The organism is Microbulbifer elongatus (assembly GCF_020524885.1).
GTDB lineage: Bacteria > Pseudomonadota > Gammaproteobacteria > Pseudomonadales > Cellvibrionaceae > Microbulbifer > Microbulbifer elongatus_A.
Window position 1 is genome coordinate 1 of the sequence record NZ_JAIVKJ010000008.1, and the last position, 14,380, is coordinate 14,380.

Genomic DNA, 14,380 nt, shown 5'->3' on the forward strand with positions numbered 1-14,380 from the left:
CTTGCAGCGCCCCGCGCTGCCATGTGACAAACGATGCACCGAAGGTGCCAGTTTGGGGCGCCGAAGGCGTCGCTTCAGCGATGGCGAGCGCAGCTCGACACCCAGTGTAGGTCTGCAGAGTCGCAGCGCCATACCGCTGCATACGGAATACAACAAAAAGCCCCGATCGCTAACGCGGTCAGGGCTTTTTTATATTTGCAAAATTTACGTCCCAATCTGCCTGGTGAGTTATGTGGCCTTCAGCTTTTTGACCAGGCGCTGCATGCGTTCGAAGTGGCTGCCCTTCCAGTAAATTCTGCCGCACCCTGTGCAGCGGGCAAATTCCTTGAAACTCTGTCGGCTATCGGGTGGTACTTCCGACCATACCGTCTGTTTTGCTACCGGTTCCAGTCCACCGTTACATACCGTGCAGCGAGAGAACGGGTGAAAGCTGTTCTGCAGCTGCAGTCGCTTTACCACCTCTTCTACCTGTCTTAAGGGGCGTGTTGCGCGGACATAATAGCCGTGCGTCAGAGCCTTTCTCTTAAGTAGGTCCCGGTCGCGTGTCAGTAAGATGCGTTGATCCCGCACGGAAATTTCCACCAGGTGCGCATCACTGCACTCACCATAAAACAGGCAATTAAAGCCGAGCATGCGCAAGTAGCGCGCCAGTCTTCCGAGGTGGCAATCAAGCACAAATTGGGATTCCCGCAACGGGTGCGGGCGCAGCCGGGTAACGCTGGATATGTCCAGCGACTCAAACAGCGGGTACACACTGATGCAGTCCCCGTTCTTGGGGTGGAAGTCAAAAGCCACTGACTCACCGTTCACCAGAATTAGGTCCACCTCCGTATGGGGTACGCCAACAGACTCAATCACATTTTTAATCGAGCCGAGTGCGACAAAATCCCGCGTAAAGCTGCGCTGTTGCAGCGGTGGTGGCAGGAAGTCATTCAGCTCCCGGTAAAAGCGAAATGTCAGTGTGGGCATGTTGGATCTATGGGCGATAAGCCGGACTATTTGTGGTGATTCCGATGCTGTGGAATCACCGTTATAGTAGTCCGGTAACTACATACGTAATGCAGAATAATGATAAAAAGACTGTTACTGGCCCTGTGTTTCGCGTCCGTCCTGATGGTGCTACTGCTACAGGTCCCGGTACTCCGGAGTACACCGGGTGAGCCTGAGGTATTACTTGAACCCCTGAATAAGCCCGTTCCGGGGGCTCCCAATCTGATTTCCATCCAGCCGTACGTGACTGCAGATGACTATGCAGATGTGAGGCGTCTTGCGCACAAGCTGCGCGGCTATCTGCTCACCGCGCGGGACGCGGGCTGGTTGGGAGAGGACACCCTGGTAGTGTTCCCGGAGCATATTGGCACCTGGCTTGTGGCTGAGGGTGAAAGCTTTTTGGTATTTGAATCGCGCCGCACGGATAGCGCGTTGCTATGGACGGCGTTGGGAAATCTGCCTGTTTTCCTGCAAAACCTTGGGGGAGAGAGTGCGAGTGACCCCTTTGCCGCAGCCCTGTTCCGAAGTAAGTCCGCGACCATGGCCGTGCAGTACCAACAGGTTTTTTCCGGGCTTGCGCGGGAATTTGGGGTAACACTGGTGGGTGGGTCGGTTGTGCTGCCGGATCCGGATGTGCGGGATGGTCAGATCCTAACGGGCTCCGGCCCACTGTATAACAGCAGTTTTGTTTTCTATGCCGATGGCTCGATTGCGGGTCCGGTGCGCAAAGTCTATCCGATCGATAGCGAACTACCATTTACCCACCCGGCCCAGCAACCGCTGCCTGTTTTCGAAACATCCATTGGGCGCTTGGCGGTTCTGATTTGTGCTGACAGCTGGTATCCAGATACCTGGCAGCAGGTTGCAGATGCAGAGCTGGTGGTGGTCCCTTCATTTGCCTCACCAGATGGTATCTGGGAGCAAACCTGGGGTGGCTACAACGGTGCGCCTGCGCCGCAGGATGTCAATCGGCTGGACGTGGGGCAGCTCAGCGAAGGCGAAGCCTGGCGTAAATATGCTATTGCGGGGCGCGGTGGTCACCTGCGGGCCGGCATCAATACCTTCCTGCGCGGTGATCTCTGGGATATTGGGGATGATGGGCGTACAACTGCGGTGTTGGCGGGTGAAGTGATTCAGGGGCAGCGTCGCGATGGGGCGATTGTTTCGAGTCTTTGGCTACCGTAGGTTCGTGACAATAGGTTTTCCGAAGTTTCCGCGGTCAATCGGGAGAATAAAAATAGTGCATAACACGAGTGCTGTTGAGCGGGTGCAGGTGGTGGTGGTTGGCGCCGGGATCGCGGGGCTGAATGCCGCGCGTCTGTTAGCAGGCAAATACAGTGTGAACGTCCTGGAGGCCCGTGATCGAGTGGGCGGCCGTCTGCAGAACCACTACTTTGCCAATGGCGATAGCGTGGATGTTGGTGGGCAGTGGGTTGGACCGGGGCAGAAGCGAATGTACCGGCTGATCGAAGCCCTGGGAGCAACAACCTGGCCACTGTATGACACTGGCGACAACCAGCTGCATCTTGCCGGGAAGCTGCGCCGCTACCGCGGCACGATTCCGAGGGTAAATCCGGTTGCACTGGCCGATCTCGGGTTGGTCATGGCCCGCTTCGAAGCAATGGCCAAAAGCCTGGATCCATCCGCGCCCTGGCAGTGCAAAAACGCGGCAAGGTGGGACGCCATGACCCTCGACAGCTGGCTGCAGAAACATTGCTACACGTCATTGGCGCGCGAGCTTTTTGCGATCGGAATCGGCGCGGTGTTCGCCGCGGAACCGAGGGAAATTTCCCTTTTGCATGCGCTGTTTTATGCGCGCTCCGGTAACTCTCTGGAAACCCTGCTAGCGGTCACCGGTGGTGCCCAGCAGGATCGCGTGCACGGTGGTACTGCTGGCCTGTGTGACATCATGGCCCGGCAGTTGGGTGAGCGGTTGCGGCTCAATACCCCGGTTGATGGTATCGAACAGTTGGCTGATGGCAGTCTGCAGGTCCGACATGCATCGGGATTGGTGCAGTGCGACCGGGTGATTATGGCAGTGCCGCCCAACCAGGCGTTGCGCATTCGCTTCGAGCCGGCATTGCCCGCCTGGCGGGATATGTTGTTGCAGCGTATGCCGGCGGGTTCCTGCATCAAGTGTATCGCCCGTTACGACAAGCCCTTCTGGCGCGAGGACGGTTTGTCGGGACAGGTGGCGAGCCCGGCAGGGCCGGTACGGGTGACCTTCGATAATTCAGAACAAGGTAAGTCCTCGGGCTTGCTGATGGGTTTCCTCGAAGGTGATGTGGCGCGACACTACAGTCGCGTTGGTCCTGAGCAGCGCCGTGAGGCTGTGCTGGATTGTTTTGCGCGTTATTTTGGTGAGGCTGCGCGCAATCCGCAGGAGTATGTCGATAAAGACTGGAGCAGTGAAGCCTGGACACGGGGTTGTTACGCGGCACTGATGGCACCCGGAACCTGGACTGGAGGCGGCCAGCGGCTGCGAGAAGCCAATGGCCAGATCCACTGGGCTGGCACCGAGTTCGCGGTTGAGTGGTTTGGCTATATGGAGGGTGCGCTGGAGTCTGCCGAGCGCGCCGCTGCGGAGGTAGATGGCGCACTACAGCAGGCCGCGCGTGCGCATTCCCGTGAATCCGCGGTTGCCTGCGGAGGATAAAGTATGTGTGACACTCTGGTTCTACGCGGCGCAAAGGCCACGTGGCTCGCCAAAAACAGCGATCGGGATCCCCTCGAAGCACAACGGGTAGAGATCATCCCCGCAGTAAAGGGGGACGGCGCCAAGCACCTGCGCTGCACCTGGATCGAAATCCCTCAGGTACCGGATCGCCACGCCTGTATTATCGGCCGCCCCGCGTGGATGTGGGGCGCGGAAATGGGTGTTAACGAATGCGGTGTGGCCATTGGCAACGAAGCGATTTTTTCTCGCGAGGTGCGAAATAGCGGCGCGGCATTACTGGGAATGGATCTGGTGCGATTGGCACTGGAGCGCGCCGATAGCGCTGACAATGCCCTGCAAGTCATTGTCGATCTGCTGCAGCAGTTCGGACAGGGCGGTCCCGCCGGCTATACCCAGAAAGAGTTTCGCTACGACAACAGTTTCCTGATTGCCGATCAAAGGGTGGTTTGGAAAGTTGAAACCGCGGGCAGGCACTGGGTGGCGGAGAAAATTGAAACTTTCGATAGTATTTCCAATGCGCTGACCATTAATGATTCCTACCAGCGCAGTGACGAAGCGCTGGCACTAGAGCGGATCAATTTTCGGAATAAATTTGATACCTGGTTGAAGCCGTTCTTCGGTGCCAGCCACAAGCGTCGCGCCTGTTCGCTAGCACAGCTTCGTCAGCTGGACACAAGCGCTGTTGGGTTTGCAGATTTTGCCCGTATCCTGCGCTCGCACCGCCGCGGCAAAGCCCGTGCTAACGGCGATCTGTGTATGCACGCTGCGCCATCCTCTTCACTTGTCAAATTCCTGCGTCCCTCGCACACGGTGAACAGTATGATCGTGCGCATTGATGGTGACGGGCCGCGCGTCGCATTTACCGGTACCGCGAGCCCCTGTGCCAGTCTGTTCAAGCCCGTCGGTTTTTTTGGTTGCTGGAGCGCGTGCGCGGCAGATCTCTGGGAGAAGCACAGGGTATGGCTCGACCACAAGGAACCTTCTGGTAAAGACCGCGAACACTTGAAGGCAAGTATCCGGGAAGCCGAGCGCGATATATTCGCGATGCTGGAAAGCGACAGGCTCGAGGTATCGGAGCAATATGCCGTGCAGGGAGCTGCGAAAATCTACGGTGGCGCGGGCCCGGATTGCCCGCACCCCGGTGTGCCTCTTTACGGGGCTTGAAGCGGGAGAATACCGACAGCTCCGTCTGCGCCCGCCCCGAGCAATAAGCCATTTCCTGCCGACAGGGTGTAAAAACCGGGGCCCGGGAGCACCCGCCAGGACTGCCCGTTATTGAACGAGATTTCACTGCCTGTTTTACCGGTGGCGATGCAGGTGCTCTCGATGCACCCCATGGCAGTGCGCAGTCCACGCTGGCCATTGTCGGCGAGCTGCCACTGTTCATTTTTGTATTTTGCCAGATTGGGGTAGGCGGAGGAGCGATTGGTGTAGTCGCCGCCCATCACAAACACGTCGCCGAGATGGTTCAGTGACAGGGCGTAGCCCCCCGAGGTCTGGTTTTCTCGGTGCAGCGGTACTTCACTGACGTCCCAGGAGCGCCCGTAGTCATTGCTTTTGTACACCCGCGCAGCGAAGCCTCCAGTAGTAAACCAGGCCTTGCCGTCAGAGCCGGTAATCAGGGTATTGCCACTGGCTGCAAAGGCTGCTTCACGGTCGTGCAGAGCTGGCAGTGCTTCCCGCGCAACGCGCTGCCAGTGGCGCCCTCCGTCTTCAGTCACCATCACCACGTAATAGCCATCAACGGGGTCGCCAAGAAGTACGCCCCGGTCCCGGTCCCAGAAATCGATGGAGTCAAAGAACCCCTTTTCGTCGGGGTTTTCGAACAGTAACTGCCACTGCTTGCCGCCGTCATCGGTCAGGTATAGGCGGGACTGGGTACCGTCGCCGACGCTCATCACGATCGCGGTTTGATCGTCGAACACCTCGATGTCGCGAAAGTCCAGTTTCGGTTCGGCGAGGACAGAAATGTCCTGCCAGCTTTTACCGTTGTTAACACTGCGAAAAACGCTATTGCTTGTGCCTGTGACCCACAGGCTCGCAGGGCCAATGGCACTGCCGCGCAGCGAAGCGCCGTTTTCCAGTTCAAATAGCTGCCAGTGAGGCCTCCCGTTGTGGGCGTGAGCTGGGAGCGAAAGTGACCACAATGTGAAGACAACGGTGGTCAGTAGGGAGCGCATCGGCATGTCAGTTCTCCGCGGAAAGCTGCTGGTTGTTATTCTTGTGCGGCCCCGGGTACAAACAAAAAAGGCCCGCAATTGCGGGCCTTTATCGTTTGGTACCAGAGGCCGGACTCGAACCGGCACGCTATCGCTAGCGGGGGATTTTGAATCCCCTGTGTCTACCAATTTCACCACTCTGGCAGTTTCGCGAGCACAGCACCGTACGGGGGCCCGGAAAGGATGATGATTATAGCGATGGGCTGTTTCGGGTCAACCAGATTTGGCGGCGGGAGAGGTTTCCGTTAATCTTCGCGGCCCATCAACAACCACCTAGACTGAACCGATGCAACGCCAGGATTTCTACTTCGATTTGCCGGAATCACTGATCGCCAAAGCGCCCACCGAACAGCGCCGTGGCAGCCGATTGCTGTGTCTGGACGGCAACAGTGGTGATCTGGCACACCGCCAGTTTGCGGATCTGCCGGATCTGGTAGAGCCGGGTGACCTATTGGTCTTCAACGATACGCGGGTGATACCCGCGCGACTGTTTGCGCAGAAGGCCAGTGGCGGGAAGCTGGAAATCTTGATCGAGCGGGTGCAGGACGAACAGCGCGCTTTGGCGCACGTCAGATCCAGTAAATCCCCCAAGCCGGGCAGTGAAATACTGCTGGAAGACGGCACTGTGCTGAAGATGGTGGCCCGTCACGATGCGCTGTTCGAGTTGGAGTTCCCACAAGAAGGCGCGCTTGAGGTTCTCGAGCGCCTGGGGCATATGCCACTCCCCCCTTATATCGACCGGGCAGATACCGAGGCGGATAAAGAGCGGTATCAGACTGTGTACAGCCGCAACGCAGGCGCTGTGGCGGCGCCCACCGCAGGCCTCCATTTCGACGAGGAAATGATCGAGAGCCTGAAAGCCAAAGGCGTGGATACCGCTTTTGTGACCTTGCATGTGGGGGCCGGAACCTTTCAGCCGGTGCGCGTGGACGATATCCATAGCCACAAGATGCACACCGAAATTCTCGATGTCCCAGCGGATGTGTGTGACGCGGTGGCTGCGTGTAAGGCCCGCGGCGGCCGTGTGATTGCGGTGGGTACAACGAGCGTGCGGGCTCTGGAGAGTGCAGCGAAGTCCGGTGCGCTGAAGCCGACACGGGGCGAGACCGACATTTTCATTTATCCGGGCTACACCTTTAAGGTGGTTGACCGGCTGATCACCAACTTCCACTTGCCGGAATCCACTCTGCTGATGCTGGTGAGTGCCTTTGCGGGTTACCGCAACACCATGAATGCCTATAAGGCCGCAGTGGAAAACGAGTATCGATTTTTCAGTTACGGCGATGCGATGTTGATTGAACGCAACCCGGCCGTCGATCCTGCTGAGGTGGGTAGCGAGGTGGGTGAAAAGTAACCTGCCTTCAGCCCTGGCAGCACTTGCCGCGCCCGATAGCGAGATAGCACGAGGAGAATGACTTGAGCCGCGCCTGTTTTATGACGTTTGAATTGGACACCACCGATGGAAAAGCTCGCCGGGGACGGCTGCATTTCCCGCGCGGCGTGGTGGAAACCCCCGCATTTATGCCGGTGGGCACCTACGGCACCGTCAAGGGCATGCTGCCGCGGGATGTGGAGGAGATCGGGGCGCATATTATCCTCGGCAATACCTTTCACCTGATGTTGCGTCCGGGCACCGAGGTCATCAAGGAGCACGGTGACCTGCATGATTTTATGCAGTGGCAGGGGCCAATTCTTACGGACTCCGGTGGTTTTCAGGTCTTCAGCCTGGGGAAGATGCGCAAGATCAGCGAGGAAGGGGTTTCCTTCAAATCACCGGTAGACGGCAGCCCGGTTTTTGTGGGGCCAGAGGAGTCCATGCAGGTACAGAAGGACCTGGGTTCTGATGTGGTGATGATCTTCGACGAGTGCACCCCCTATCCGGCCACACAGGAGGAGGCGCGCAAGTCCATGGAGCTGTCATTGCGCTGGGCCAAGCGTTCGAAAGACGCCCATGGCGACAGCCAATCAGCTCTGTTCGGTATCGTCCAGGGCGGTATGTATCCGGAGCTGCGGGATATCTCGCTGGCCGGGCTCACGGATATCGGCTTCGACGGTTATGCCATCGGCGGCTTGTCGGTGGGGGAGCCCAAGGAAGAGATGATCAAGGTGCTTGATCATCTCGCACACCAAATGCCCGCAGACAAGCCCCGCTACCTGATGGGTGTGGGCAAGCCCGAGGACCTGGTGGAAGGTGTGCGCCGCGGTGTCGACATGTTTGACTGTGTGATGCCCACGCGGAATGCCCGCAATGGCCACCTGTTTACCTTCGACGGGGTGGTAAAGATCCGCAATGCCAAGCACCGTCACGATACTGGCCCGTTGGAAGAAGGCTGCGACTGCTACACCTGTGAGCACTTCTCCCGCAGTTACCTGCATCATCTGGACAAGTGCGGCGAAATCCTGGGCTCCCAGCTCAATACGATCCACAACCTTCGCCACTATCAGCGGCTGATGCAGCAGCTGCGCGACGCAATTGCGGAGGGAACGCTGGAAGACTACGTGGCATCCTTCTACAAGGGCTTGGGACGAGAAGTGCCTGCATTGGGGTGAGTCGGGTGGGTGGCGATTTGTGCCACCTGTCTATCCCCGTATAATCACCCTCCAAATTCCGAGCCACGTGCCCACCGGCTTGCAATCGGTGGGACGCGTCCGCATATCGAGAGTTATCGAAAAAAATGTGCCCGTGGAACGGGCCACTCCAACAATGAGACCAGCATGAATCGCTTCCCCCTCTGGAAATATCTCCTGATCCTGATCATTACCGGATTGGGGCTGTTGTATGCAGCGCCGAACCTGTATCCACCCGACCCCGCCGTACAGGTGTCCGGGCAATCCAGCGCACTGCAGATTGATCAAAATGTGCTCACCGAAGTGCAGAAGTCTCTCGACGACGCTGGCATCGCGTATTTTGGTGGTGAAGTGCAGGACAAGTCAGTCCTGATTCGTCTGAAGTCTATTGAAGAGCAGCTCCCCGCCAAACGCGCAATTCAGGAAGCTCTTGGCCACAGTGACTATGTCGTGGCGCTGAACCTGGCACCGACGACGCCGGAATGGCTGCAAAGCATGGGCGCGAGCCCAATGAAGCTCGGCCTCGACCTTGCCGGCGGTGTGCACTTCCTGATGGAGGTGGATACCAACTCCATCGTGAAGACCAATATGGAAGGCTACGTCTCCGACGTGAAGTCCAAGCTGCGTGGAGCCAAGGCGCGCTACCGCAGTGTGAACCTGGAAAATGACCGGGATATCGTTGCCAAGTTCCGCGATGAAGAGCTGCGCACCCTTGGCCTGCGGACCCTGCGCAAGGAGTTCCCCACACTGCAGCTGAGTGAAGCGGGTAGCGGTAGCAACCTCGAGATCCGTGCGACCCTCTCCGAGCAGGAAATCAAGCAGCTGGAAGATTACGCGGTCACCCAGAACCTGACCACACTGAGAAACCGGGTAAATGAGCTGGGTGTCGCCGAGCCCATCGTGCAGCGCCAGGGGCGCAACCGGATCGTGGTGGAACTGCCCGGTGTACAGGATACTGCTGAAGCCAAGCGCATCATCGGCAAGACCGCAAACCTTGAATACCGTATGGAAGCCAAAGCCGACGCTCTGGTGACCAGTAAAGAATACTTCGAGTACCGAGACGAGCAGGAGCGCGCAGCCTATGGCGGTGCCTGGCTCGAGCGCAAGATCATCATTTCCGGTGAGCGAGTAACCGATGCCCGCGTCGGTTACGACGAGAGCGGTTTCCCGCAGGTGAACATCACCCTGGATTCCCGCGGCGGCGAGATGATGCACCGTGCTACCTGGAAAAATGTCGGCCGTCGTATGGGCACCCTGTTTGTCGAAAGCCGCTTCACACCGGAAAAGCAGGTGGATGCGGAAGGCAACGAGGTGATCGTCCAGAAGCGTACTGACGACAAGAAGATCATTAGCCTGGCAACGGTACAAAGTCCGCTGGGCCGCCAGTTCCGCACCACCGGCCTGGGCAGCCCGGCGGAAGCGCAGGAACTGGCGCTGCTGCTGCGTTCCGGTGCCCTGGCCGCCCCCATGTACTTTGTTGAAGAGCGAGTGATCGGCCCGTCCCTCGGTGCGGACAACATTGAGGTTGGTGTGACTTCGGTACAGATCGGCCTGCTGGCGGTCGTCATCTGTATGCTGCTTTTCTACCGCGTGTTTGGCCTCGCTGCCAATATTGCGCTGGCGACCAACCTGGTACTGCTGGTGGCGGTGATGTCTATCCTGGGGGCGACACTGACTCTGCCGGGTATTGCCGGTATGGTGTTGACCATCGGTATGGCGGTGGATGCCAACGTGTTGATTTTCTCGCGAATAAGAGAGGAGCTGCGCAACGGCTTGCCACCCCAGTCGGCGATCAATGCCGGTTTTGACAATGCCTATAGTGCGATCGTGGATGCCAACATTACCACCCTGATCGTAGCGGTCATTCTCTACGCAATCGGCTCCGGCCCGGTACAGGGCTTCGCGGTGACACTGTCCATCGGCATTCTCACCTCCATGTTCAGTGCCATCATGGGTACACGAGCGCTGATCAACTTGTTCTACGGCGGTCGCCGTGTAGAGAAATTGTGGATTTAAGGGGACGGTGATGAGTAATACCAAAGAAGAAAACGGAAGAATCACCGAGTACATGGGCAAGCGTGTTTACGACTTTATGCGCTGGCGCAAAGTGGCCGCCGCCGTTTCCATGGCATTGGTGATTGCGTCTATCGTGGCGCTTGCCATGAATGGCCTGAAGCTGGGCCTCGATTTTACCGGCGGTACCCAGATTGAAGTGGGTTACGAGAATGCGCCGAAAATCGAGGACGTGCGCAATCAGCTGGAGGCTGCGGGCTTTGAGGGTGCCGCAGTGGTGCGCTTTGGATCCGATAGCGAGTTGCTGATCAAACTGCCGCCGGAAGTCGCAGAGCAGCAGACCCAGCAGAATGCGCGGGACGCGGAGGCCACCAACTCCATCGGCGATAATGTGGTGAGTGCACTGCGCCAGCACTCTGATGGCGGCATCGATCTGCGCCGTGTCGAAATGGTTGGCCCGCAGATTGGCGAAGAGCTGCGCGATGACGGCGGCCTCGGCATGCTGTTCGCGCTGGCAGTGGTAATGGCTTACGTCGCTCTGCGTTTCCAGTACAAGTTTGCGGTTGGCGCCGTGGTTGCCCTGATTCACGATGTGATCATCGTGCTCGGCTTTTTCGCCATCCTGCGGCTGGACTTCGACCTCACGGTACTCGCCGCGGTGCTGGCGGTCATCGGTTACTCCATTAACGATACAATCGTGGTTTATGACCGGGTGCGGGAGAATTTCCGCAAGGTGCGTCAGGCCGAGCCCGCTGAAGTCATCAATATTTCCATGAGCCAGACACTGAGCCGGACCTTCATGACCTCGTTTACCACCTTATTGGTACTCTGGGCACTGCAGTTCTTTGGTGGCGAATTGATTCATAACTTCTCGCTGGCTCTGATCGTGGGTGTGATCATCGGTACCTTCTCTTCCGTATATGTCGCGGCCAATATCCTGATGGCCATGAATATTTCGAAGGAAGACCTGATGCCGCCGGTGAAAGAGGGCGAAAATCTTGAGGAGATGCCCTGATCGAAGATTGGGTATCTTTCGAGCACAAAAAAGGCGGGTGTTACCCGCCTTTTTTGTGCGCGGCGGTTAACCTGAACAGAGTCCAATTCACTGAGGAATCGGGTCAGTGGTCTGTGCGGGGGAGAGGGGCAGGCGCTACTCGTCGCAGCCGCGCCCAAACGGGGGCCGGAGGCGGGTAGATGAGGTCACATCGCTGTGCCGGGCGCTGATAGAGCGCGCGTCTGGGGGGCAGTTAGGCCTGGATCGGTGCCCAGGCCACAGCAGCAAGAGACTTAGCTGCGAGGCTTTTTGCCAAGGGTAATGTGACGGGGACCGGAGGTGTTGGTCTGGCCGCTTACGCCCTTGGGCACTTGCTCGATCTCGCCGCCATTGGCGAGGAAGGCCTGAACCTGAGCCTCAATCGATTCGCGGGATTCCGGACCGGCGGTATCCTTGGAGCGCTTGGAAGCGCTGGAAGCTTTCTTAGCCACAATAATGTCCAATATTTAGCGTGAATAGCGGATCTTACACCAATCTGTGCAAAAAATCACCCGTTGTTTTGGTGGAGCTATCAGGCAGAGAAATCTGATTACCAGCTCAGCCGGCGCGGATATGAAAAAATGCCGGATGGACAGGGGCCACCCGGCGAGTATTGAACGCTTGATTGAAGTTTCTTCAGGGGCAGTTACCTTGCTCGTAATAGTCCGCCCCAGTTTCTGCCAGAGTGGTGGTGACAAAGATGTTGTACAGGCCGAGATTGTCACCAGAGCCCAGCGCGTAAGTGTATCCGCCGCTGGTGGTTGCGCGCCCCGCGGTCACGTGGTTGTAGTTACTGGCGGTGTACTCGGTACATGCGACTTCGCCATCGGGTGTGCTGTCACAGGCATTGCCGATACCATCGCCATCGTTGTCTTGCTGGTCGGCATTGGCAACATTCGGACAGTTGTCCACTGCGTCATCGACACCATCGTTATCGTTATCGATATCGTTGTCGACAGGCTCGTCATCGCCACCGCCGCCGGTAGAGCAAGACTGTAGCGGACCGGCGCAGCTGCTTTCGCCATCGGCCACCCACTGGCACTGTTCTCCTGCGGTCACTTCGCGCATGGTGAACGGCGAGGTACCAAAGGCTAGGTAGCAGGCTGAGTAGCCCTCACCCCAGGTGATATGCCCCGCATTGATGTGGAAGTTGTAATCGCCGGTCTGGCCGGCATCGATGTCAAAGCTCACACTGGCCTGGCTCGACAGGTCGGTAGAGTCAGTAGCGGTAATCGTCACGGTGTTTTCGCCACCGGGGAGGTCGCAGCCCTCGGCGGAGAAGCTGTTGCCGAAGACTTCTGCGTTGATGTTGCCGCTGGCGAATGCCACCACCACGTTTTGCAGATTCTGGTTTGTATCCACCACTGTGCCGCTGACCGTGGCGCATTGCCCGCTGACGCTTGCGGCAATATCGCTCAGCATTGGCGCCGCCGCCGGCGGCTCCGGGCCAATGCGGCTGGTAACACTGGCTGTATCTCCCTGCGCGCCTTCGTTGTCGGTGGCAACCACGTCGATCTGATACAGGCCGTCTTCGAGTGAAGACGAGTTTGCACTGAAGTAGCCATCGGCGGGAGAGGCCTGTGCACTCAGGGTTTCCACAAACTCCGGCGTACCGGTGTCGATGTTGCTCACGGTGATGTCGATACTGGCCACGTTGCCTTCGGCATCGAGCGCAGTGCCGCTGATTGCCAGTAGGCCAGACGTTTCGGTCGCTGAAAGATTGGAAATCTCGGGCCCGCTGTTGCGGTCAACGCGCTGGTTGTTGTCGAGAAAGTACTGCCCCAGATAGCGGGCATAGTTGATTCCATTGCCGCTAATGTAACCGCCGCTGGCCCCCTCGCCGCCAGACCAGGAGTGGTCCACATTGTTGAACCACAACATCGACACGCGCCCGTCTTGCCAAAGGTTTTCGTCGGCATTGCGGCTACCTTCTGCAATCGCGTTGGTATCTGGTAGCTGGCTCACACCGTACACCCCGGCCATACCGTTGGCATTCTGCTCGTTGTAGCAGAGGTTAACGGTGGTGTCGTCGCGCCCGTGGGCGATGGAGGCTATCTGTGTGTCGAAGTGACTCGCGTAGCTGCCCGCGTAGCTATTGCAGCGGGCGGTTACGTCCGCCTGTTCACAGGGGCCGAGTGCGCCGTTGGAGCTGGTTCCGATACTCGGGCCCGCACTGATGCCCATGCCGGCGAATACATCGGGCGCAAGGCAGGCGGTGGTATTGGCAAAGCTGGCACCGGAAGAGAGACCGGCGATATACACCTGATCCGGGTCAATATTGCGGCCGCTGTCAGCAGACAGGGTGTTCGCAAGGCTGATCAGATTTTTGTAGTCACCGGCGCTGCGCGACTTGGTGCCCTGCCAGTAGGACCAGCAGCTGAAGCCCGCCTTGTTTACCGCGTCGGGCACCGCCACCACCATGCCGAATTCCTCCGCTGCATCCTCGAGGTTCGCGGTGAGGTAGTTATTAATCGGCTGCGCACAGCCGTGCAGAACAATTAGAAGTGCCTTGCCGTCGCCGATTGAGGATGAAGTATCCGGGGTGTAGATATTGACGTTAGAGAAGCCACCGACCGAAACACCCTGTTGCCAACTGCCGGCGTGACTGGCTACCGCCAGGCTTGCGCCCACGACGAGTGAGAGGCTGCGGATCGCACCGCGCCAGGTTCTTGTATTGATCATCGCTGTTCACCAATTATTTTTATGTGATGGCCACTCTGCTTGCTGGTGGCTTTATCCAGAGTAGGAGTCGGGTTGAAGGGGGTGAATGCGACCAAGGTCGGAGGTTGGTGGGATGGGGTGCCGAAATGTGACAGGAGGCAGAATTTGGTGCCCGAGTGGGCTTGGGTAGCGCGTGCCCGGGATTTCCCCTGGCACGCG

At 58.2% G+C, this 14,380-nt stretch carries 11 protein-coding genes and 1 tRNA gene; 7 read left to right on the forward strand and 5 right to left on the reverse strand.

Annotation, left to right across the window (positions count from 1 at the left end):
* Positions 1–228 precede the first annotated feature (228 nt).
* Positions 229–969: a Mut7-C ubiquitin/RNAse domain-containing protein gene (locus LC059_RS17375; protein WP_226705142.1), complete on the reverse strand. Its 741-nt coding sequence runs from the start codon at positions 967–969 to the stop codon at positions 229–231.
* A gap of 99 nt (positions 970–1,068) precedes the next feature.
* Here LC059_RS17375 and LC059_RS17380 point away from each other — a divergent pair, with 99 nt between their 5' ends.
* The 3 genes from LC059_RS17380 to LC059_RS17390 are packed head-to-tail and all read left to right on the forward strand — an operon-like array spanning position 1,069 to position 4,831.
* Positions 1,069–2,175 (forward strand): carbon-nitrogen hydrolase family protein, encoded by a 1,107-nt coding sequence (locus LC059_RS17380; RefSeq protein ID WP_226705143.1) that lies wholly within the window; start codon positions 1,069–1,071, stop codon positions 2,173–2,175.
* A 55-nt stretch (positions 2,176–2,230) separates the two neighbouring features.
* Complete coding sequence (locus tag LC059_RS17385; RefSeq protein WP_226705144.1) at positions 2,231–3,646, forward strand: flavin monoamine oxidase family protein; 1,416 nt, start codon at positions 2,231–2,233, stop codon at positions 3,644–3,646.
* 3 nt (positions 3,647–3,649) lie between these two features.
* Positions 3,650–4,831, forward strand: coding sequence for a C69 family dipeptidase (locus LC059_RS17390; RefSeq protein WP_226705145.1), 1,182 nt, complete (start codon positions 3,650–3,652; stop codon positions 4,829–4,831).
* Here LC059_RS17390 and LC059_RS17395 read toward each other — a convergent pair.
* Together LC059_RS17395 and LC059_RS17400 are read right to left on the reverse strand one after the other, a co-directional pair.
* The gene (locus LC059_RS17395) at positions 4,819–5,853 is read right to left on the reverse strand and encodes a WD40/YVTN/BNR-like repeat-containing protein (RefSeq protein ID WP_226705146.1); all 1,035 of its coding nucleotides are present in this window, start codon (positions 5,851–5,853) and stop codon (positions 4,819–4,821) included. The genes LC059_RS17390 and LC059_RS17395 overlap by 13 nt on opposite strands.
* A gap of 90 nt (positions 5,854–5,943) precedes the next feature.
* Positions 5,944–6,030, reverse strand: a tRNA-Leu gene (locus tag LC059_RS17400).
* A 142-nt stretch (positions 6,031–6,172) separates the two neighbouring features.
* Here LC059_RS17400 and queA point away from each other — a divergent pair.
* From queA to secF, 4 genes are all read left to right on the forward strand, one after another.
* The gene (gene queA, locus LC059_RS17405) at positions 6,173–7,240 is read left to right on the forward strand and encodes a tRNA preQ1(34) S-adenosylmethionine ribosyltransferase-isomerase QueA (protein ID WP_226705147.1); all 1,068 of its coding nucleotides are present in this window, start codon (positions 6,173–6,175) and stop codon (positions 7,238–7,240) included.
* Positions 7,241–7,302: 62 nt separating this feature from the next.
* Entirely contained in the window at positions 7,303–8,436 is a 1,134-nt protein-coding gene (gene tgt, locus LC059_RS17410) for a tRNA guanosine(34) transglycosylase Tgt (RefSeq protein ID WP_226705148.1), read from the forward strand.
* 165 nt (positions 8,437–8,601) lie between these two features.
* Entirely contained in the window at positions 8,602–10,470 is a 1,869-nt protein-coding gene (gene secD, locus LC059_RS17415; RefSeq protein WP_226705149.1) for a protein translocase subunit SecD, read from the forward strand.
* Between the two features lie 10 nt (positions 10,471–10,480).
* A complete protein-coding gene (gene secF, locus LC059_RS17420; protein WP_226705150.1) occupies positions 10,481–11,482 on the forward strand; it encodes a protein translocase subunit SecF in 1,002 nt (333 codons plus the stop codon).
* 272 nt (positions 11,483–11,754) lie between these two features.
* Here secF and LC059_RS17425 read toward each other — a convergent pair whose 3' ends face one another.
* On the reverse strand, positions 11,755–11,952 hold the full coding sequence (locus LC059_RS17425) for a hypothetical protein (protein ID WP_226705151.1): 198 nt from the start codon (positions 11,950–11,952) through the stop codon (positions 11,755–11,757).
* Positions 11,953–12,136: 184 nt separating this feature from the next.
* A complete protein-coding gene (locus LC059_RS17430; RefSeq protein WP_226705152.1) occupies positions 12,137–14,182 on the reverse strand; it encodes an alpha/beta hydrolase family esterase in 2,046 nt (681 codons plus the stop codon).
* Between the last annotated feature and the right edge of the window lie 198 nt (positions 14,183–14,380).

Bases quoted from the DNA above. Each gene is read 5' to 3' on its own strand.
- queA (WP_226705147.1), top strand. From the start codon at position 6,173: ATGCAACGCCAGGATTTCTACTTCGATTTGCCGGAATCACTGATCGCC.
- secF (WP_226705150.1), top strand. From the start codon at position 10,481: ATGAGTAATACCAAAGAAGAAAACGGAAGAATCACCGAGTACATGGGC.
- LC059_RS17395 (WP_226705146.1), bottom strand. From the start codon at position 5,853: ATGCCGATGCGCTCCCTACTGACCACCGTTGTCTTCACATTGTGGTCA.
- LC059_RS17430 (WP_226705152.1), bottom strand. From the start codon at position 14,182: ATGATCAATACAAGAACCTGGCGCGGTGCGATCCGCAGCCTCTCACTC.
- LC059_RS17380 (WP_226705143.1), top strand. From the start codon at position 1,069: ATGATAAAAAGACTGTTACTGGCCCTGTGTTTCGCGTCCGTCCTGATG.
- secD (WP_226705149.1), top strand. From the start codon at position 8,602: ATGAATCGCTTCCCCCTCTGGAAATATCTCCTGATCCTGATCATTACC.
- LC059_RS17375 (WP_226705142.1), bottom strand. From the start codon at position 969: ATGCCCACACTGACATTTCGCTTTTACCGGGAGCTGAATGACTTCCTG.
- LC059_RS17390 (WP_226705145.1), top strand. From the start codon at position 3,650: ATGTGTGACACTCTGGTTCTACGCGGCGCAAAGGCCACGTGGCTCGCC.